20 protein-coding genes are annotated in these 20,381 nt (G+C 59.9%); 10 read left to right on the forward strand and 10 right to left on the reverse strand.

The window, feature by feature from the left end; genetic code table 11:
* Positions 1-10: 10 nt before the first annotated feature.
* Positions 11-958 carry a DnaJ C-terminal domain-containing protein gene (locus IMW75_RS04580; RefSeq protein ID WP_205891993.1) on the reverse strand — a complete coding sequence of 316 codons (948 nt, stop codon included), beginning with the start codon at positions 956-958 and terminating at the stop codon, positions 11-13.
* A 194-nt stretch (positions 959-1,152) separates the two neighbouring features.
* Here IMW75_RS04580 and IMW75_RS04585 point away from each other — a divergent pair, with 194 nt between their 5' ends.
* On the forward strand, positions 1,153-2,427 hold the full coding sequence (locus IMW75_RS04585; protein WP_045060365.1) for an Hsp70 family protein: 1,275 nt from the start codon (positions 1,153-1,155) through the stop codon (positions 2,425-2,427).
* 124 nt (positions 2,428-2,551) lie between these two features.
* Here IMW75_RS04585 and IMW75_RS04590 read toward each other — a convergent pair whose 3' ends face one another.
* A complete protein-coding gene (locus tag IMW75_RS04590) occupies positions 2,552-3,565 on the reverse strand; it encodes an AI-2E family transporter (protein WP_045060366.1) in 1,014 nt (337 codons plus the stop codon).
* 242 nt (positions 3,566-3,807) lie between these two features.
* Positions 3,808-4,116 (reverse strand): PsiF family protein, encoded by a 309-nt coding sequence (locus IMW75_RS04595; protein ID WP_045060367.1) that lies wholly within the window; start codon positions 4,114-4,116, stop codon positions 3,808-3,810.
* A gap of 180 nt (positions 4,117-4,296) precedes the next feature.
* Between IMW75_RS04595 and IMW75_RS04600 the strand changes: the two genes are divergently transcribed.
* Complete coding sequence (locus IMW75_RS04600) at positions 4,297-5,184, forward strand: DMT family transporter (protein WP_205891994.1); 888 nt, start codon at positions 4,297-4,299, stop codon at positions 5,182-5,184.
* 43 nt (positions 5,185-5,227) lie between these two features.
* Here the strand turns inward: IMW75_RS04600 and IMW75_RS04605 are convergent, their stop codons facing one another.
* Complete coding sequence (locus IMW75_RS04605) at positions 5,228-6,118, reverse strand: lipase family alpha/beta hydrolase (RefSeq protein ID WP_205891995.1); 891 nt, start codon at positions 6,116-6,118, stop codon at positions 5,228-5,230.
* A gap of 310 nt (positions 6,119-6,428) precedes the next feature.
* Between IMW75_RS04605 and IMW75_RS04610 the strand changes: the two genes are divergently transcribed.
* Positions 6,429-6,959, forward strand: coding sequence for a ferritin-like domain-containing protein (locus tag IMW75_RS04610; protein WP_205891996.1), 531 nt, complete (start codon positions 6,429-6,431; stop codon positions 6,957-6,959).
* A 58-nt stretch (positions 6,960-7,017) separates the two neighbouring features.
* On the opposite strand, the gene IMW75_RS04615 is transcribed toward IMW75_RS04610, so the two are convergent.
* The gene (locus tag IMW75_RS04615; protein ID WP_205891997.1) at positions 7,018-9,087 is read right to left on the reverse strand and encodes an AsmA family protein; all 2,070 of its coding nucleotides are present in this window, start codon (positions 9,085-9,087) and stop codon (positions 7,018-7,020) included.
* A 388-nt stretch (positions 9,088-9,475) separates the two neighbouring features.
* Between IMW75_RS04615 and IMW75_RS04620 the strand changes: the two genes are divergently transcribed.
* The 7 genes from IMW75_RS04620 to IMW75_RS04650 all read left to right on the forward strand — a co-directional run bounded on the left by IMW75_RS04620 (position 9,476) and on the right by IMW75_RS04650 (position 14,682).
* Positions 9,476-9,946, forward strand: coding sequence for a hypothetical protein (locus tag IMW75_RS04620; RefSeq protein WP_122841588.1), 471 nt, complete (start codon positions 9,476-9,478; stop codon positions 9,944-9,946).
* Between the two features lie 158 nt (positions 9,947-10,104).
* Positions 10,105-10,737, forward strand: coding sequence for a TetR family transcriptional regulator (locus IMW75_RS04625; RefSeq protein WP_205891998.1), 633 nt, complete (start codon positions 10,105-10,107; stop codon positions 10,735-10,737).
* 179 nt (positions 10,738-10,916) lie between these two features.
* Positions 10,917-11,417, forward strand: a complete 501-nt coding sequence (gene ureE / locus IMW75_RS04630) for an urease accessory protein UreE (RefSeq protein WP_205891999.1) — start codon at positions 10,917-10,919, stop codon at positions 11,415-11,417.
* Positions 11,414-12,088, forward strand: a complete 675-nt coding sequence (locus tag IMW75_RS04635) for an urease accessory protein UreF (protein ID WP_205892000.1) — start codon at positions 11,414-11,416, stop codon at positions 12,086-12,088. The genes ureE and IMW75_RS04635 overlap by 4 nt, the downstream gene beginning before the upstream one ends.
* Positions 12,089-12,097: 9 nt before the next feature.
* The gene (ureG, locus tag IMW75_RS04640; protein WP_047536839.1) at positions 12,098-12,712 is read left to right on the forward strand and encodes an urease accessory protein UreG; all 615 of its coding nucleotides are present in this window, start codon (positions 12,098-12,100) and stop codon (positions 12,710-12,712) included.
* A 31-nt stretch (positions 12,713-12,743) separates the two neighbouring features.
* Positions 12,744-13,316: a HupE/UreJ family protein gene (locus IMW75_RS04645; protein WP_205892001.1), complete on the forward strand. Its 573-nt coding sequence runs from the start codon at positions 12,744-12,746 to the stop codon at positions 13,314-13,316.
* A gap of 238 nt (positions 13,317-13,554) precedes the next feature.
* Complete coding sequence (locus IMW75_RS04650; RefSeq protein WP_205892002.1) at positions 13,555-14,682, forward strand: AGE family epimerase/isomerase; 1,128 nt, start codon at positions 13,555-13,557, stop codon at positions 14,680-14,682.
* Positions 14,683-14,793: 111 nt separating this feature from the next.
* Here IMW75_RS04650 and IMW75_RS04655 read toward each other — a convergent pair whose 3' ends face one another.
* The 5 genes from IMW75_RS04655 to IMW75_RS04675 all read right to left on the reverse strand — a co-directional run bounded on the left by IMW75_RS04655 (position 14,794) and on the right by IMW75_RS04675 (position 20,184).
* Positions 14,794-15,564, reverse strand: coding sequence for an SDR family oxidoreductase (locus tag IMW75_RS04655; protein WP_045058941.1), 771 nt, complete (start codon positions 15,562-15,564; stop codon positions 14,794-14,796).
* Between the two features lie 836 nt (positions 15,565-16,400).
* Complete coding sequence (locus IMW75_RS04660; protein WP_122841576.1) at positions 16,401-17,117, reverse strand: ABC transporter ATP-binding protein; 717 nt, start codon at positions 17,115-17,117, stop codon at positions 16,401-16,403.
* On the reverse strand, positions 17,114-17,986 hold the full coding sequence (locus IMW75_RS04665; RefSeq protein WP_045058939.1) for an ABC transporter ATP-binding protein: 873 nt from the start codon (positions 17,984-17,986) through the stop codon (positions 17,114-17,116). The genes IMW75_RS04660 and IMW75_RS04665 overlap by 4 nt, the downstream gene beginning before the upstream one ends.
* Positions 17,983-19,266: a high-affinity branched-chain amino acid ABC transporter permease LivM gene (gene livM / locus IMW75_RS04670; protein ID WP_045058938.1), complete on the reverse strand. Its 1,284-nt coding sequence runs from the start codon at positions 19,264-19,266 to the stop codon at positions 17,983-17,985. The genes IMW75_RS04665 and livM overlap by 4 nt, the downstream gene beginning before the upstream one ends.
* A 3-nt stretch (positions 19,267-19,269) precedes the next feature.
* Positions 19,270-20,184, reverse strand: coding sequence for an ABC transporter permease subunit (locus tag IMW75_RS04675; RefSeq protein ID WP_045058937.1), 915 nt, complete (start codon positions 20,182-20,184; stop codon positions 19,270-19,272).
* Positions 20,185-20,381: the final 197 nt, after the last annotated feature.

A 20,381-nucleotide genomic window follows, 5' to 3' on the forward strand; every position in this document is an offset into this window, starting at 1 on the left:
GTCTGTTGACTCAGAAGTTCTCTCTTGGGTTGAACGCAGCTTTCTCTGCCAGTTCCTGCCACAGCGCCTTGACCTCGTCGCTGGCGGCTTTGGGCATCACGGCCTTGAGCTGGATAAACAGGTAGCCGCGTTCGCCGGCCTTGTTCAGCAGGCCGTGGCCCTTGGCGCGCATGCGCTGGCCGTTCTGGCTGCCTGCCGGGACCTTGAGGTTGATCTTGCCGGTGAGGGTCGGCACTGCGACCTCGGTGCCCAGCGCCAACTCCCACGGGGCCAGGGGCAACGTGATGATCAGGTTTTCGCCCTCGACATCGTACTTGGGGTGCGGGGCGAAACGGATGATCAGGTACAGGTCGCCATTGGCGCCGCCACCCACACCCGGTGCGCCCTGGCCCTTGAGCCGGATGCGCTCGCCGTCGGTCACGCCGGCCGGGATCTTCACGTTCAGGCTCTTGCTGGTGTTACTGACGTGCTGGCCGGCAGCGTTGTACTGCGGCACCTGGAAACTGACCTTCTTCGATTCGTTCGAGAGGGTCTCTTCCAGAAAAACCGGTAATTCCATTTCCACGTCTTGCCCTCGACGCCCGGCACTGCGGCCCGGCTGTGCACCACCAAAACCGGGACCACGGTTGCCGAAGATCGAACTGAAGAAGTCCGAAAAATCGCCCGTGTCCTGACCACCTCCAAAGCCGCCATCCCCACGCCCCTGCCAACCTGGCGGGCCCTGGAATGGCTGGCCATGCTGGCCGTACTTGCGCAAGTCATCATATTCGGCGCGTTTGTCGGCGCTTTTCAGCGCTTCATAGGCCTCCGAGGCGTCTTTGAATTTGGCCTCGGCGTCCTTTTCCTTACTGACATCGGGGTGATATTTGCGCGCCAGCTTGCGATAGGCCCCCTTGATGGCCTTATCGTCAGCTGTCGGCTCCACACCGAGAATCTTGTAATAGTCTTTGAAGTCCATCTAAGGATCACCATCCGTTATCAAATTCGTTCTGCCACCCGCAGCATGCGCCGCAGGCTCGATGCAGACAAGTTTGGGGCAAAGGATAGTCTTTCAAGACGCTATTCGCTTCGATTTAGCGGATAGTCGGCCTTCGAATCTGTGCCGCAGTGACATACACTGCGCGGCCGTTTTTTAACCGGAACTCGAAAGACATGAAAAACGCATCTCCAGCTCGTGCCTGTGGTATCGACTTTGGCACGTCCAACTCCACCGTCGGCTGGATTCGGCCCGGCATGGAAACGCTGATCGCGCTGGAGGACGACAAGATCACCCTGCCATCGGTGGTCTTCTTCAATATGGAAGAACGCCGCCCGGTGTACGGCCGCCTGGCCCTGCACGAGTACCTGGAAGGCTACGAAGGCCGGCTGATGCGCTCGCTCAAGAGCCTGCTGGGCTCCAAACTGATCAAGCACGACACCAGCGTCCTCGGCACCGCGATGCCGTTCAAGGACCTGCTCGGGCTGTTTATCGGCCAGTTGAAAAAGCGTGCCGAAACCGCCGCAGGCCGTGAGTTCGAGGAAGTGGTGCTGGGCCGTCCGGTGTTCTTCGTCGATGACGATGAAATGGCCGACCAGGAAGCTGAAAACACCCTGGTCGACGTGGCCCGGGCCATTGGCTTCAAGGATGTGTCGTTCCAGTACGAGCCGATTGCCGCCGCGTTCGACTATGAGTCGACCATCGAGAAAGAAGAGCTGGTGCTGATCGTCGACATCGGCGGTGGTACCTCGGACTTCTCGCTGGTGCGCCTGTCGCCCGACCGTCGCCACAACGACAACCGCCACGATGACATTCTCGCCACCGGCGGCGTGCACATCGGCGGTACCGATTTCGACAAGCAGCTCAGCCTGCAAGGCCTGATGCCGCTGTTCGGCTACGGCAGCCGGATGAAGAGCGGCGCCTACATGCCCACCAGCCACCACATGAACCTGGCGACCTGGCACACCATCAACTCGGTGTACTCGCAGAAGTCCACCCTGGCCCTGGGCAGCATGCGCTATGACATCGAGGACACCGGCGGCATTGACCGCCTGTTCAAGTTGATCGACCAGCGCGCCGGGCACTGGCTGGCCATGGAAGTGGAAGAAACCAAGATCCAGCTGACCCATGCCGAGCACCGTCATGTTCCGCTGGACCGCATTGAGCCGGGTTTGAGCGTGGAATTGACCCGGGCGCTGTTCGAATCAGCCATCGAAGCGCTGCTGGAACGCGTGCGCAACAGCGTGACCCAGATGCTCAACGACGCCAACGTGCGAGTTGATCAAGTGGATACGGTGTTCTTTACCGGGGGTTCTAGCGGGATCCCGGCGTTGCGCACCAGCGTCTCGGACATGCTGCCCAATGCCCGGCACGTCGAAGGGAATATCTTTGGCAGCATTGGTAGCGGGTTGGCGATTGAGGCCAGCAAGCGTTACGGCAGCATGGACTGATCAAAAACCGAGTCGCCTGCATCGCGGGCAAGCCACCCTCCCACAGGTTTTGTGCCTTACCTGAAACCTGTGGGAGCCGACTTGTGCGCGATGGCGTCAGATCAGGCAACACATCCCTACCTGGTCAAACCATCCCCACCTGCTTCAACTCACTCTTCAGATACGCGTAGTAAATCGGCCCCGCCACCACCCCCGGCAGGCCGAATGCGGCCTCGAACACCAGCATCGCCAAGAGCAACTCCCACGACTTGGCGCTGATCTGCCCACCGACGATGCGGGCGTTGAGGAAGTATTCGAGCTTGTGGATAACGATCAGGTAACCCAGCGCCGCCAATGCCACCCAGATCGACAGTGACAAGCCGACGATGGTGATCAGGGTGTTGGACATCAGGTTGCCAATCACCGGCAACAAGCCCAGCAGGAAGGTCAGGACGATCAGGGTTTTGGTCAATGGCAGCTGGATGCCGAACATCGGCAGCACCACCGCCAGGAAGATTCCGGTGAAGAAGGTGTTGAGCAGGGAAATCTTGATCTGCGCGAAGACGATATTGCGGAATGCCTGCACCAGCAGGTGCAGCCGATCAAACAGCGCGGCGGCCAGCGGCTTGCGTTTGGTCAGGTCCGGAATCCGCTGCAGGGCGATGATCGCGCCCAGCACCATACCGATCAGCAGCGTCACGAACATGTGCGCCGCATCCTTGCCAACCAGCTGCAAATCGCTCAGGTGTTTGCTCATCCACTCGCCGATTGCCACGCGGAATTCGGCAGCACTGGCCGGCAAATAGACATCGATGAACGGCGGCAACTGCCCGCGGGCGCGATCGACCACGCCCATGAACTTGTCGAGAGAGGCACCGGGGTTCTCCGCCTCGTGCAACAGGAAGCTGATCGCACCGGCAAAAATCAATGCCAGCACACTGACCACCAGCGTGCCCAGCAACGCCACCGCCAACCAGCGGGCGCGTCGACCTTCGATCAGCCGCTGCAGCTGCGGGGTCAGCATGTTGACCAGTTCAAACACCAGTAACCCGGCCAGCAGGCTTGGCAGCAGGCGCAGGGGAATCACCAACAGCAAGCCACCAAAGATGATGACCCAACTGATGACCAGCAAGACTTGGCGTTGAGAAAACGTTGGCATACAGCCTCAAAACGAACGGCGTAAAAAGGATTGGCAGTCTGCCAGCGTTCCGAACCCAGCACTAGGAAATGTGGGGGAGACTTTTGTCGGGGCTGTGTGGGGCCTGCGGGCCTCGGCGCGGGCAAGTCGAACGTCGCACCGCCGGCTCCGACTACGATCTCCAGTGTCTGCAAATCCGGCGAACACGCAGCGCTCCTGCGGGAACAAGACCTGCCCGCGACGAGGCCATCACCCACAGCGCATTATTTTTTCTTCAGGCACTCGCTCATGAAGGCCTTGCGCGCATCGCCTTTGAGCGCCTGGGTGGCCGCCGTGGCGTTGCAGGTTTTCATCTTTTCCTGCTGCGGGGTCAGCGCCTTGCCGTCATCGTTGGCCGCCGGCGCCGCCTTCAGGCAGGTGCTCATGAAGGCCTTGCGCTCATCCCCCTTCAAGCTCTTGGCCGTAGCGTCGGCGTTGCAAGTGGTCATTTTGTTCTGTTGGGCCGTGGCCGCGAAACCCTGAGAGCAGAGCAGCAAGCCGATCATCAATACGGGGGCACGCAACATCTTCATGGAGTTTTCTCCTGGTCGCCGCAGGGAGGAACGCGGCCTTGTGCTGGAGTGTAGACAACACCTGTTACACCTTCCTGCTTTCACGTTGTGGTGGCCATTTTGCGCCCCAGGCCCGACGGCATGGATATGCGCTGCGCAGGCGGGGATAATCCCCCCTCATTAATGTTCTGGTTGTTCCTGATGCAATACGCTTACCCCCTGCTCGCGATCTTTATCTGGGCGGGCAACACCGTCATCAACAAACTCGCCGTAGGGGCGATATTTCCGGCCGAGATCGGCTTCTACCGCTGGCTGCTGGCCGGTGTCCTGTTCACTCCATTCATGCTTAAACCGGTCATCGCCCACTGGCCGCTGATCCGTCCGAACCTGGGGCGAATCTTCGTGCTCGGGGTGCTGGGCATGGCTGTTTATCAGAGCCTGGCGTATTTCGCCGCCACGCTGACGTCGGCTACCAACATGGGGATCATCCTGTCGCTGATGCCGTTGATGTCGCTGGCCATGGCGATCGCCAGCCTGGGCCAGCGCCTGACTGCGGGGGCGCTGGCCGGTGCCGTGCTGTCGTTTGCCGGCGTGCTGTTCGTGGTGTCCTCCGGCAGTCTCGGGGTATTGCTGGAGCACGGAGTGAACCTGGGTGATGCAATGATGCTGGTGGCCACCCTGGCTTACGCGATCTACAGCACGCTGCTGAAGAAGTGGCAACTGCGCTTGCCGCCGCTGGTGCTGCTGTATTTGCAGGTGCTGGTGGCGATAGTCGTGTTGTTGCCGCTGTTTATTGCCTCGCCGAAAATCGGCCCGACGCTGCAGAATATCCCGCTGGTGCTGTACGCCTGCCTGCTGGCTTCGATGCTGGCCCCTTTGGCCTGGATGCAGGCCGTAGTACGCCTGGGGCCGAGCCGGACCACCTTGTTTTTCAATTTGCTGCCGTTGATTACCGCGCTGATTGCCGCCGTGGTGCTGCATGAGCAGTTGGCGCTGTATCACTTGGTGGGTGGGGTTTTAACGTTGGGTGGGGTGATTCTCTCGGAGCGCTGGACGACTGTTTTGGGGCGCAAAATCAGCGTTGCCTGATGGAAAAAGATCGCAGCCTTCGGACGATCTTTTGATCTTGGTCTTACAAGCCCGCCGCTTTCAGCCGCGCCGCATGTTCGACGAACAGGCGGATCGGTTCGGCGCCCTTGCCCACCAGTCCCAGCGACTGATTGACGATGTCAAAGTGATCCAGCGGATAGTTGTCGCCAATCACCGTGCCCAGGTGCGAGCTGTAGCGTCCGACCATGCCGTCGCAATGCCCGGCTTCACGGACGAAGGTCCTGGCGAATAACCGGCAGCTGCGGTTCGTCCCGTCAATCAGATTGCGCCCACGATCGGTCTTACCCGGTTGCAGGGTGCCCGACCACGAGTAGTACCGCACCCCATTCACCAGTTCCGGGCCCTGGCCACCCCAAGTCAGCGGCAAGCCCTGGGGATACCGTTGATTGAACAGCGCCACACCCTCCGTGGTCAGCGACTGGTGGGAAGCCGGGATATCGACCGGCAACTTCGGCCCGCGATAGCCCGTTTCAAGCAGGCTCATCACGGCACCAATCAACCGCAGCAACACGCTGAGCACTCGCCCCTTGGCGCTCTGCGCCGGATAGTGCCTTTCCAGGTAGTCCGCCAGTTCAGAGCCATGATTGGGCCCCGCCACCGAAGTCACCGACGCCACCCGGTCGGGACGCATGGCAGCGGCATAGCGCGCGGTCAGCGAGCCCTGGCTGTGGCCGATCAGGTTGACCTTCTCTGCCCCTGTTTCCCGCAGAATCTCGTCAATTCGGGCCAGCAACTGTTCACCACGAACTTCGCTGGAATTGAGGGGAGAGACCTGCACCGCGAACACGGTTGCACCACCGCGGCGCAACGCCGAGATGATCCCGTACCAGTAGGGATAAAGCAGCAACCGCACAAACCCGAGCATTCCCGGGACCAGCACCAATGGATAGCGCGGGGCTGAATCTTGCGACATGGGCGGACTTCCTTGTGAGGGACAGGTAGGGCAAGCGCGATGCAAGACCTCAGCCAAGCATCACTGCAACAGATGACAACTCGACGACCGAGACCTGGCAGTAAGCAAGCGGCATCCATCGGTGCGCACCGCCCTTTTCGTGGCGACAGGACGAAGTGCGAATGTCGGGCCTGATGCCACGTCAGAGCGCATCGGACGGACAGCCGACAATCCCGTAAAACTTTTCACCGCACTCATTACTCACACTTTAAGTAGCGATCACGTCCCCCAGAGCCGTGACGCCAACCGGATTAGCCTCCAGGAGAACGAGATGAGCGACATGCATTTGTCTGATGTAACCACCCTGCGCGCCCGCGCCCGGCAGAACGTCGAAAACGGTGCGGTGACCGAAAGCTACAGCGCCAACCTCGACGAAGTGCTGCGCCTGCTCAACGAGTCGCTGGCCACTGAACTGGTGTGCGTGTTGCGTTACAAGCGCCACTACTTCATGGCCAACGGCTTGAAAGCCCACGTTGCGGCCGAGGAGTTTCTCGAACACGCCAAACAGGAAGGCCAGCACGCCGACAGGCTTGCCGAGCGCATTGTGCAACTGGGTGGCGAACCGGAATTCAACCCTGACATGCTGTCCCGCAATTCTCATGCGCAATACGTCGCTGGCAACTCACTGAAAGAGATGGTCTATGAAGACCTGGTGGCCGAGCGAATTGCGATAGATAGCTACAGGGAAATCATTCAATACATTGGAGAGAAAGACCCGACTACCCGGCGTATTTTCGAAGACATCCTGGCTCAGGAAGAAGAGCACGCGGATGACATGGCCGATATTTTGAAGGACCTCTAACCCCACGAGCCTTATCGCCCCCAAGCGACGATAAGGCTCGCCCTTCCTCAACACCAGCCTAGTTCTTTACAGTTTTCGGCGCCTTGCCCGCCTTCATCTGCTCAAGCAGTGGCGCGCACTGATTCGGCTCACCCCCGCTAGGTGCAATCAGTGCCAGCAAGCCGGCGGCCGGGGCGGCTATCACACCCAGGGCCACCATGCCGGCACCACGCAATAACAGTGGTACCGCCTTCACACCCGCATCCGGCTTTATGAACTTGCCCCGCACGTACAGGGGAGATCGCAGGGAGATCAAGCGCCAGCCCTTGGATTCCGGGGTAATCGCCAGGTCCAGTTGCTCGGTCGCCATGTTTGCCGTGCCATCGATATAGATGATCGCGTTCTCGGTATCAAATACAAACAGGCGCGTCGTCGCCAGGCCCGTCTTGATATCGAAGTCGGCAGCCGCGCAGTTGATCTTCACCTCTTTGTCACCAAAGATCTTGCCGACTATATAGTTACCCACATTCAATCCGGCCAGTTCCATCAGCTCACGACTGATCGCACCATCGTTGATCAGCATCTTCAGATTGCCGTTGGAGGTCGCGAGGAGTTTGGCGACCGAATTGCCCCGCCCGGTGATGTCGGCATCGCCATTAAGCTCGCCGAAACTGGTTTTCATCGGTTCGAAGGTCGGGAACAGCTCCTTGAGCTTGAAGCCCCGCGCGGTCAGCTTTGCCTGGCCCTCCAGGGGCTCGGTACGGCCGTTCAGGCGAATCTGCGCATCCAGCTTGCCGCCCGCCACGCCGAAACGCAGGGGTTCCAGGCTGAGCACTCCGTCGGTAAGCACCAGGTGGGTGTACAGGTCGTTAAAGGGCAGTTTTTCGCTGTGGACGATGCGCTTGCCGGTGAATTCGACATCCGCGTCCATGTCGCGCCAGCGTTCAGTCTTGAACTCCTCGACCGGCAGCACCTTGTCGGTCGGCTGCTTGCTTTCGCCACCACGTGCTTTCTGTTTGGCGTTGGAATCCGCACCAATCAGCGGCGCGAGGTCGGCAAACAGCAATTGGTTGGAAACCAGTGCGCCGCTGAGTTTGGGCCGTGGCTTACCGGCCAGGTAGGCCAGGCTGCCGTGAATATCGCTTTCGCCAATCTTGCCGTTGAATTCTTCATAGCGGAACAGCGCACCGCCAGGCTCATGCAGCTTGGCGATCAAATGGCCGTCCGTAGCATAAGGCGGGGTGTCCGGAAGTGTGACGCCCGTCAGTGGATACAGGTTGCCCAGGCTCGCGCCCGCCAGCTTCAGGCGTAGATCCAGTGCGCCAAGGTTAAGCGGATCGGTCAGGGTGCCGGCGAGTTCCACCCGGGTGTCGGCAATATTGACCTTGGCCTGCAGTGGAAACGGTCTGTCTGAGTCCTGCAACGCCAGCAAGCCGCCGATCTTGCCTTCGCCGTTGAGCTTTTGCTGGTGATATTGACCCTTTACCTTGATACCAAACGCGTAATCCTGCGGCGCAGCGCCCTTGTCCTGCGCAGTCTTTGCCGCCTTTTCGCCGACGATATCGCTGAACGGGATTGGCTTGCCAAGTGGGTCGATCAGCACATCAAGTTGGGTTTTCAGGCTCTGGTCATCGAGGGTAACGTGGCCCTTGTCGAAACCAATGGCGCCAATGTCCACCACCCAACTGGACGGTTCGGCATCGGGATCCTTGGGATCGAACTGGAACGTCCAGTTCGCACGACCGTCGGCCAGGCGCTGCAGATCGGCATTGGGCCCGGTCAGGTCAATTCTCGGGATGACCACACGCTGCGCCAGCAAGGCCAGGGGCGAAATGCGCAACTCCACGCGCTTGAGCGTGACCATCTGGGGCTGCTTCGACCACTCGGGGTTGCCCAGGCTCAGGTCCTCGGCCACCACATGCGGCCAGGGCACCCACGCGCGCCAGCCGCCTTCCTCGGGCTCGCGCTGCCAGACCACAGCCAGGTTGCCGTTGATGGCGAACGGACGGTGCAACTCCTCGGACACCTTGGCATTGAGCGGGGGTTTAATGCGGTTCCAATCGAAGAACACGATGATCAAAACCAGCACCGCCAGCAGGACTAACAAGCTGGCGAGGGTCCAGGCAATTACTTTTCGAGTGCGCGTCATTGCACAGGGCTCCTTGATACGACTGAGCGCCCTGACCGCGACGCACGTTTTGAAATGCAGGCCAGAACCGGCCTGTCATGAGATCTACGACTGAAAAATGGCCCGCAGGTTTAACCGAAATCCCGATTAATCCTCAAATAATCGTCCCGGGACAGACTGCCCACTCGATAAGGCGTTACCGACACCGCACTTTTACGTCGCACGTGTGAGTCGAAAATACCCACCCCGGTGCGAAAACACCCGCCGGAAACGCCCGGTCTAGAGCCATTTCGCAGAACAATCAATTCCGTTGATTATTACCATTGCGTTTATGAACTTTTATATCGACTTATCGAGAGTAGCATTGACCTCGTACCCACTTTATCGCCCCCCCAAGGAGCAACCCATCATGAAACGCCAATTACTGCTAAGCCTTACCCTTTCCATGCTGGCCAGCACCGCTTTCGCTCTGCCAGCTGCTGACCAGGCTACCCCACAAGTCAAAGACAGCCGCTCGGTATTCAGCCAAACCATCGCTGCCGACGGTTCGGATCGCACTCCACAAGGCCAGACCCTGGCTGAAGGCGGTAACGATCGTTTGAAAGAAAAAGGCCTGATCACCCAGGACGGCTCGGACCGCACTCCACAAGGCCAGACCCTGGCTGCTGATGGTTCGGATCGTACGCCACAAGGCCAAACCCTGGCTGCTGACGGTTCCGATCGTACGCCACAAGGTCAAACCCTGGCTGCTGACGGTTCCGATCGCACTCCACAAGGTCAAACCCTGGCTGCCGACGGTTCCGATCGTACCCCACAAGGCCAGACGCTTGCCGAAGGTGGTGGTGACCGTGTCATCGAACGCAACAGCGCCTTGAGCTGAGCCCATGGCGGCCCTGAAAAAAAGCCCAGTCTGTCGATTGGGCTTTTGACTTTCTGAAAGTAGCAAATCCCCCGCTTTACCCCTCGATAGTCGTTCGACGCAGGCAAAGCCGATTTGCTAGAGTGCGTCGCTGTCCCTGTCCAGAAATCACCCTGCCGATGCTGCCCCGCGCCGAACAGAAACAACAAACCCGTAGTGCCTTGATGGACGCTGCCCGCCACCTGATGGAATGCGGCCGCGGATTCGGCAGCCTGAGCCTGCGCGAAGTGGCCAAGACCGCCGGCATTGTGCCAACCGGGTTTTATCGGCATTTCGCCGACATGGATGAATTGGGCCTGGTACTGGTCAGCGAAGTCGGCCAGACCTTCCGCGAAACCATCCGCTTGGTGCGCCACAATGAGTTTGTCATGGGCGGCATTATCGATGCGTCGGTGCGCATATTTCTCGACGTAGTTTCAGCCAATCGCTCGCAATTCCTGTTTCTGGCGCGCGAGCAGTATGGCGGTTCGCTACCGGTGCGCCAGGCCATTGGCCGCTTGCGTGAAGACATCAGCTCAGACCTGGCGTCAGATCTGTCCCTGATGCCGAAACTGCAGCATCTGGACCTCGCCGGCCTGAATGTCATGGCCGACCTGATCGTCAAAAGCGTATTTGCCACTTTGCCGGACATCATCGACCCGCCGGCCCAAGCCCTGCCTGATCACCTAACGCCGCAGGCAAAAATTACCCAGCAATTGCGTTTCATTTTTATCGGCCTCAAGCACTGGCAAGGGCTTGGCAGCACCGAATAGGTGACTTAGGCAAATCGCCACAACATGGTGCGGCACCAAAATGCAGCGCACCAATATCAGGCAAAACAGTCGACTAGTTAAGATATTTACTACGTTTCCGACAGCTATTTCCTACACGCCGCCGATCTGGCAAGCGCCTTGCTCTAGCATGACTATCGTTCATTGCTGGAAGCTTTCCGATGCTGGTGATTCATCGCAGGATCGACCCTCAACCCGTCTGGGCCGCCGAGTTGCACCTGACCTTCGAAGCCCGGAGCAAAAGCCGTTTGCGCTGTTTCAGTGCCGAACAGGAAGACGTCGGGTTGTTTTTGGAACGCGGTCAGCCGCCGCTGTATGACGGCGAATGCCTGCAGGCTGAAGACGGCCGCGTCGTGCGCGTCTGCGCCCGTCCCGAACAACTGCTGCACGTCACCTGCGCCAACGCCTTCGAACTGACCCGTGCCGCCTACCACCTCGGCAATCGCCACGTTGCCCTGCAGGTCGGCGACGGTTGGCTGCGTCTGCTCGACGACTACGTGCTCAAAGCCATGCTTGAACAGCTGGATGCCAATGTCGAAAACATCGAAGCGCCGTTCCAGCCGGAACACGGCGCCTACGGCGGCGGCCATCACCACTCGCGCCACGGTGATGAAGATTTCAACTACCCGCCGAAACTGCACCAGTTCGGCGTGCGTTTATGAATCCGGCCTGGGCGCTGCTGCGCCTGGCCAGTCCGCAATTGCCGATTGGCGGCTACAGCTATTCCCAGGGACTGGAAATGGCGGTGGACAATGGCCGGGTCCATGACCCGGACAGCGCCCGCCAATGGATCAGCGACCAGTTGCTGCTCAACCTGGCTCGTTTTGAAGCGCCGCTGCTACTGGCCCATTGCGAGGCGGCCGCCGCCGACAACTGGGACGAATTGCTGCAACGCTGCGAGGAACACCGCGCCAGCCGCGAAACCCGCGAGTTGCATCAGGAAAGTCGGCAGATGGGTTATTCCCTGCAGCAGTTGCTCAATGGCTTGCCCGAGCTTGATCCACCGGCACGGGCCTTTCTTGCACAGCGCCCGGAACCCCACCTGGCCCTGGGCTGGGCCTTGGCCGCTCGCGCCTGGCAGATCAGCCCGCAGGACGCTTTGGCCGCCTGGCTGTGGAGCTGGCTGGAAAACCAATTGGCGGTGTTGATGAAAACCCTGCCGCTCGGCCAGCAAGCCGCGCAACGCCTGACCAGCCAGCTGCTGCCGTTGCTGCAAGAAGCGCAGCAACACGCAACCCGAATCACCCCCGAACACGTTGGCAGTGCCGCTTTCGGCCTGTCCCTGGCGTGTATGGCCCACGAGCGCCAGTACAGCCGTCTATTCCGTTCCTAGGAGAATCACATGAATACACAACCCTTGCGCGTAGGCATTGGCGGCCCGGTCGGCTCCGGCAAAACGGCCCTGACCCTGGCCCTGTGCCTGGCCCTGCGTGATCGCTACAACCTCGCAGTGGTGACCAACGATATCTATACCCGCGAAGATGCCGATTTCCTGGTGCGCAACGAAGCCTTGGCCCCGGAACGCATCATTGGCGTGGAAACCGGCGGCTGCCCGCACACCGCAATCCGCGAGGACGCTTCGATCAATCTTGAGGCGGTGGATCAGTTGAACCGGCGTTTCCCGGGCCTGGATCTGATCCTGGTGGAGTCCGGCGGCGACAACCTTTCGGCAACCTTCAGCCCCGAGCTGTCCGACCTGACCATCTACGTGATCGACGTATCGGCCGGCGACAAGCTGCCACGCAAGGGCGGGCCGGGGATCTGTAAGTCCGACTTGCTGGTGATCAACAAGATCGATCTCGCGCCATTGGTAGGCGCGTCCTTGACGTTGATGGACAGCGATACCACACGCATGCGTAACGGCAAGCCGTTCGTCTTCAGCAACCAGAAAACCGGCCAGGGCCTGGAAGAAATCATCGCTTTCATCGAGCGTCAGGGCCTGCTGACCGCCGCCTGACCCTTTCACATTTTCAACAAGGAAGCTCTACATGACACTCAAACGCATTCTCGGCGCCATCGCGCTGCTGCTGACCCCGGCTGTCGCCTTTGCCCACCCGGGCCATGGCGACAATGGATGGATCGCGGGTATCAGCCACCCGATCGGTGGCCTTGATCACTTGCTGGCGATGGTTGCTGTGGGTTTGTGGGCGGCGCAGCAGCAAGGCGCCGCGCGCTGGGCACTGCCTTGCACTTTCGTTGGCACCATGTTGCTTGGCGGGGTATTGGGGTTTGAAGGACTGAATATGCCTGTGCTGGAAAGCGGGATCGCGACGTCGGTGCTGGCCCTGGGTCTGGCAGTGGCCTTGGCGGTACGTCCACCTTTGGCCCTGGCGGTCGGGGCAACGGCTTTGTTTGCACTGTTTCATGGCGTGGCCCATGGCCTGGAACTGCCCGACATGTCCAGCCCATGGACTTACGCGGCCGGATTTGTCCTGGCGACGGCGGCATTGCATGCCGCAGGTTATGCGGTGGTTCGAGTGTTGCCGCAGGCAGCGGCGCCACTGGTCAGGCTGGCAGGTGCGGCCTCGGCGGTGACCGGGGCCTGGTTGCTGGCGGGCTGAGTTCTGTATGGCCTGGGCAGGCCTCATCGCGAGCAAGCTCGGCTCCCACAGGGTTTGCTGGAGACGGACAATGGGGTTCCAGGCCGGATCCCCTAGGGGGTTGTGAATACCCCTAACCGGATTCCGGCCCTGGTTCTGTGGGAGCCGGGCTTGCCCGCGATGGCGGCCTGACAGACACCGCATCTCTCAGGCCTGCTAACATGTCGCGCAATCGCCCCTGCCGTGACGACGCCAGCCAATGCAGCCTGTTTCCCGCTCCGCCTCCCAGCCAGAATTGACCGCCCTGTTCGCCTCGGTGCAGCAGCATTTCCAGGAAGTGATCGTGCCACTGTGGCAAGGCCCCGGCTGGAACGCTGAACTGGCCCTGCCCTACGAGGCACTGGATGCCGAACACTCGCCACTGCCACCGCAGCGTTATCGGGCGATGGCGTGCGCGCGGCAGCTGTATGTGTTTTCCAGCCTGATCGGCCAGGTGCCTGCCGCCGAAGAACGCAGCGCGCAGCTGTTCAGTTCTCTGCAACGACACTTCCACGACGCCGAACACGGTGGCTGGTTCTACAGCATCGACGCGCTGGGCGCGCCACTGGACCAGCGCAAAGACCTCTACACCCACGCGTTCATCCTGTTCGCCTGTGCACACTACTGGGACAAGGTGCGCGAGCCTTCAGTCGGGCACCTGCTCGATACCGCGCTGGAGGTGATTGCGCAGCGCTTCGCAACAGGCGACGGCCTGTACGAGGCGTGTCTGGAGCGCGACTGGTCATCGCTGCAAACCGGGCCCTTGCAGAATCCCCTGATGCACTTGGCAGAAGCCTTCCTGGCGACGCTGGCGGCACGCCAGGACGACGCTGTGCAAAGCATGCTGGTGACGTTATGCACAGCCATGCAGCAACGTTTCATCGATCCGCAGCAAGGCGTACTGATGGAAAAGCCGCTGGGCGCTGTGGATAACTGGTATGAACCGGGGCACCAGTTTGAATGGTACTTCCTGCTCGAATCGTCACCGCGGCTGCGCGGCTCGCAGCTGCACGGCTCACTGGAGCGGGCGTTCGCCTTCACCGAACAATCGGGGGTGGATCCACACTCAGGCGCCGTCAAGGCCATGCTCGACCTTAACGGCAAGGCCAGGGACGCCACCCAGCGCATCTGGGCCCAGGCGGAATACCTGCGTGCGCTGACCTTGAGGCCAGACGCCGAAGCCGCAGTGCAGCGTCAACTCCTGGCCTTGCAGCAGAACTTCCTGCATGCCGGAGGCTGGCATGAGTGTCGTGATGAACTGGGCCAGGTGAGCCGCAAGGATATGCCTTCAACCACGCCCTATCATCTGGCGACCTGTTATCGCGGGCTGGCGGACTATCTGGGCTAATCCGGCAGCCGTCATCGCGAGCAAGCTTTGCTCCTGCAGGTGACAGCCTTCACTGCGAGCAAGCTTTCTCCCGTGGGAGCAAAGCTTGCTCGCGATGGCCATCACTCAGGATCAAGCCTTGCCGCCATCACGATGAATGGCAAACCCAGCCCAGGTCTGGCTCACCGGCATCAGCTCAAGACTATTGATGTTGATGTGCGCCGGCGCATTAAGCACCCAGAAAATAGTATCGGCGATGTCCTGCGGTTGAATCGCCTCGGCGCCGGCGTAGGTCGCGTTGTAGCGCTCCTGGTCACCCGCGAAACGCACCAGCGAAAACTCGCTTTCGCACATGCCCGGCTCGATGTTGCTCACGCGCACGCCAGTGCCCTGGAGGTCGCAGCGCAGGCTCAGCGAGAACTGTTTGACGAAGGCCTTGGTTGCGCCATACACGTGGCTGCCCGGATACGGGTAGTTACCGGCAACGGAGCCCACGTTGATGATGCCAGCACCACGACCGTGAGCGATCAGGCGCGGTAACAGCAGGCGGGTGCTGTACATCAAGCCCTTGACGTTGGTGTCGACCATGGTGTCCCAGTCATCGAGATCACACTTGGGCGCAGGATCGACCCCTAAAGCCAGGCCCGCATTGTTGATCAGGCCGCGCAATGTGGCGAAAGACGGCGGCAAGTTGGCAATCGCGTCCTCCATGGCCTGGCGATCCCGCACATCCAGCACCAGGCCGTGTACCTCGGTCTGCTTGGACAATTCGGCACATAGGGCGTTGAGGCGTTCCTCACGACGGCCGGTCAGCACCAGTTTCCAGCCCGCCTCGGCAAAACGACGGGCACAGGCTTCACCAAAACCGGAAGTAGCGCCGGTGATAAACAGGGTGTCGGACATCGTGTTCTCCTAGCTTCGGCTGACGAACAGCCATTGGAATAGATAATCAGCCGGCAGCATGCCCTGCCTTGCAGGCACCGGCAACATCGAGCCACTGTACAAAAAACGACCAACCAGCGCCAAGCCATGGCCTGCCTGGCTTGCAGCCATGTACGCGCACGTTATCCACAGGCAGGTCCACAGTTAACGGGGGCAAGTCAAAAAGCCGCAAGCCGCTGTGTACAAGGCTTTGCGGGCAGATCGCAAAGTTTTTAGCTTGACCCTCGACCACGGGCGTTGTAGCCCATGGCATTTTGCACGATCCAGCTGCGTAATAGACGATGGCTCCAAGCCAGTAACTACGGCCCTCAGCCGAGTCTTTCCAGAGTTTAACCACAGACTTATCCACAGGGTGACCGGCTTGGATTTAGACCCATTCAACGTCCAACAAAATGGTTGACAAAGCCGGCCAATCCACCGCCAAAAATGCCTGATCAAATAACAACCACCTTGCTACAGGCCTTGATTACCGTGGCTCTCAGCCAGCTACTCCCACGTTATTCACAGCCAGTTCCACAGCAAACGGGGACAAGTCAAAACCGTGACAAAACAACTATTTGCAGCGGCTTTATGTCGCGGTTTAAGAGCTCGTGAATATTGTTTTCCACAATTTCGAAATACCGCGCACCCTGCACCTGCGCGAGCGAGCCTGCTCGCGATAGCGGTCGTCCTGCGGGACATTTTTCGACTGACATTCCCCTGTCGCGAGCAGGCGCACTCCCACAGGGTCCGGCAGCAGTGAAGATAAAAAAGCCCCGACGATCGCTCGTCGGGGCTGTTGATATCTCGGCAATGAATCAATGCCCGCCCAGATAAGCGTTGCGCACCTCCTCGTTCACCAGCAGCTCCTTGCCGGTGCCTGTGAGGCGGATCTCACCGTTGACCATCACGTACGCCCGGTCCGACAGCTTCAACGCATGGTTGGCGTTCTGCTCGACCAGGAAAATGGTCATGCCGGTACTCGCCAACTCTCGCAAGGTCGAGAAGATCTGCTTCACCACAATCGGCGCCAGGCCCAGGCTCGGCTCATCCAGCAGCAGCAACTTCGGCCGGCTCATCAACGCCCGGGCGATGGCGAGCATTTGCTGCTCGCCGCCGGACATGGTCATGGCCCGCTGGGTACGCCGCTCTTCGAGCCGCGGAAACAGCTCGAACATGCGCTGCATGTCTTCTTTGGCGTACTTGTCGCCAATCGGAATGGTGCCCATCAGCAGGTTTTCCTCGACGGTCATGTCGGGGAACACCCGCCGGCCTTCCGGCGACTGCGCAATGCCGTGGGACGCAATGTAGTGGGACGACTTATGGGTGATGTCGACGCCCTGGTAGATGATCTGTCCGTCAGCCGCACGGGGCTGGCCGAAGATTGACATCAGCAGGGTCGACTTGCCGGCACCGTTGGAGCCGATGAGGCTGACGGTTTCACCTTCGTTGATGTGCAGCGAGACTTTTTTCAGGGCCTGGATCGGCCCGTAGAACACGTCCAGCTCCTTTAGCTCGAGGATCGGTTGAGTCATACCAACTCCTCTTCATCAGCGCCCAGGTAGGCCGCAATCACTTTCGGATCGTTGCGAATCGCTTCCGGTCCGCCTTCGGCAATGACGATGCCGTGGTCCAGCACCACAATGTGGTCGGAAATGCTCATTACCATGCCCATGTCGTGTTCGATCAGCACCACGGTCAGATCATGCTCGTCGCGCAGCAGCCGGATCATCGCGCTCAGCGCTTCGGTTTCCTGAGGGTTGAGGCCGGCGGCCGGTTCGTCGAGGCAGATGATCTGCGGCCGCGTGCACATGGCCCGGGCAATTTCCAGACGGCGTTGCTGGCCATAGGACAACTCGCCGGCCAGGCGGTTGGCGCAATCCACCAGGTCCACGACCTCCAGCCAGTAGAACGCATGGTCCAGGGCATCACTTTCCGCCTTGCGGTAACCCTTGGTGTTCAGGATGCCGGCCAGCATATTGCGGTTGACCCACATGTGCTGGGCCACCAGGAGGTTTTCCAGCACCGACATTTCCTTGAACAGGCGAATGTTCTGGAAAGTGCGCGCCAGGCCGGCACGGTTCACCAAGTGGGTGCCGCCGAACATCTTGTAGTACATGCGGCTGAGGAAAGATTTCGGCGACACGAAATCGGTCGGTTTGAAAGACTCCCCAAGCAGCTGGATGACGTTGGTGCGTTCACCCCGCACATTGAGCTCGATTTTGCCGCCAGACGCCTTGTAGAAGCCGGTAAGGCAGTTGAACACCGTCGTCTTGCCTGCGCCGTTGGGGCCGATCAGGGCGAAGATCGAGTTGCGGTGCACTTTGAGGCTGACATCGCTCAACGCCTTGATGCCGCCAAAGTGCATCATCAGTTTTTCGACCGAGAGGACGACTTCGCTCATGGCGCTACTCCTTTACGCGGGGTCACACCGGTACGGCTGATCCGGATCAGGCCGCGCGGTCGCCAGATCATCATCAACACCATCAGGATGCCGAACAGCAGCACCCGGTACTCTGCGAACCCACGCAGCAGCTCCGGCGCAACGGTCAGCACGAAGGCTGCAATCACCACGCCGATGGTCGAGCCCATCCCACCCAGGACCACGATGGCCAGGATCAGCGCCGATTCGAAGAAGGTGAACGAGGTCGGGTTGACGAAGCCTTGGTAAGTGGCAAAGAACACCCCGGCCAGACCCGCAGTCGACGCACCGATGGTAAACGCCGAGAGCTTGACCAGTACGTGGTTCAGGCCCATGGACCGGCAGGCGATTTCATCTTCGCGCAAGGCTTCCCAGGCACGGCCGACAGGCATCTTGACCAGCCGATGCTTGATGTACAGCACGGCCAGGACCACCAGGAACAACACCGCATAGATGAAGTAGTACTTCACGTCCGGGTTGTAGGCGATGCCGAAGAACTCGTGGAAAGGCACCCCGCCATCTTTGGCGCGCTTGCCGAACTCCAGGCCGAAGAACGTCGGCAGAGGTGCAGCCATGCCGTTCGGGCCACCGGTCAACGACAGCCAGTTGTTGAGGACCAGCCGGATGATTTCACCAAAACCCAGGGTCACGATCGCCAGGTAGTCGCCGTGCAGGCGCAATACCGGGAAACCGAGGATGCAACCGGCCAGGCCCGCCATGATCGCCGCCAGCGGCAGTACCGTCCAGAAGCCCAGGCCCAGGTACTGGTAACCGAGTGCCAGGCCGTAGGCGCCAATGGCGTAGAACGCCACGTAGCCCAGGTCGAGCAGGCCGGCCAGACCGACCACGATGTTCAAGCCGAGGCCGAGCAGCACGTAGATCAGGCCGAGGATGACCACGCCCAGCAGGTAGGAGTTGGAGAAAAACGGGAAGACTACGGCGATGACAATCAACAGCGGGATTATCCAGCGCAACCGTGATTTGTAATCCGGTGGCAGCACGTGCACGCCGGAGCCAGTGCTTTCAAAACCTTCGAGGATTTTCAGGCCTTTGGGGGTCTGCAGGAACAGGCTCAGGGCAAAGCGCCCCGCCATGACGATCGCGACAATCCAGGCCACGCGCGTCGTTTCCAGATTGAAGCCGTATCCGTCGAGGACCACGCCGACAATCGGGCCGAACACAATCAGGGCAACCAGACCGGCAAGAATCGCGTCAACCAGGCTTCTTTTGAGATCAATGGTTTTTTTAGTGGTTGAAGACATCGCTTACACCTTCGACACAAGAGGACGGCCGAGCAGGCCTTGGGGCCGAAAGACCAGAACGAGAACGAGCAGCGAGAAGCTGAAGACGTCTTTGTAGTCCGAGTTGACCAGGCCGGAGAACAGCGACTCGGAGATCCCGAGAATGATCCCGCCGAGCATCGCTCCCGGTAGCGAGCCAATCCCGCCGAGTACCGCAGCGGTAAACGCCTTGATCCCGATGATGAAGCCGGCATAGAAGTCGAAAGTGCCGTAGTTCATGGTGATCAGCACGCCGGCCAGGGCTGCCATGGCTGCACCGATGATGAACACGTAGGAAATCACCCGGTCGGTGTTGATCCCCAGGATCGAGGCCATCTTGCGGTCTTGCTGGGTCGCGCGGCACATGCGGCCGAGCTTGGTGTACTTGATGATGTAGGTCAGCAACGCCATGCCGGCAAATGCTGCGACCAGAATGAACACCTTGGTGTAGGTCAGTTGCACAAAACCTGTGCCGACCTCGACACGCCAGGCCCCCGTAAGCAGGGTGGGTACGCCTTGTTGCTTGGCGCCCTGGGCGATCTGTGCATAGTTTTGCAGGATCAGGGAGATGCCGATGGCGCTGATCAGCGGTGCCAGGCGGGTGGAGTTACGCAGGGGTTTATAGGCGACGCGCTCGATGACCCAGCCATACACCGCCGTGACGATGATGGTGAAGATCAGCGTGCCGAGCATCAGCAGCGGGAAGGATTCAATACCGAAGTATGCCAGCAGAGCCAGACTGATCGCCGCGAGGTAAGCGGAAATCATGTAAACCTCGCCATGGGCGAAGTTGATCATGCCAATGATGCCATAGACCATTGTGTAGCCGATGGCGATCAGGCCATAGACCGACCCGAGGGTCAGGCCGTTGACCAGTTGCTGCAGGAAAATACCATCCATAACGCAATCTCACGCAGTGAGAACCTGCGCACCGTCGGTGCGCGGTTCTTCTAAGGAAAATACAGATATACGTCGGAGCAATGTCAGTCAGGATCAGACTTCACACCACAGCCCCCCTGTAGCAGCGAGCTTGCTCGCGATTGCGGTTTAACATTCAACGAATGCGTTGCCTGTCAGTCCGTCATCGCGAGCAAGCT

The sequence above is a fragment of the Pseudomonas gregormendelii genome, assembly GCF_017114825.1.
GTDB classification, from domain to species: Bacteria; Pseudomonadota; Gammaproteobacteria; order Pseudomonadales; family Pseudomonadaceae; genus Aquipseudomonas; species Aquipseudomonas gregormendelii.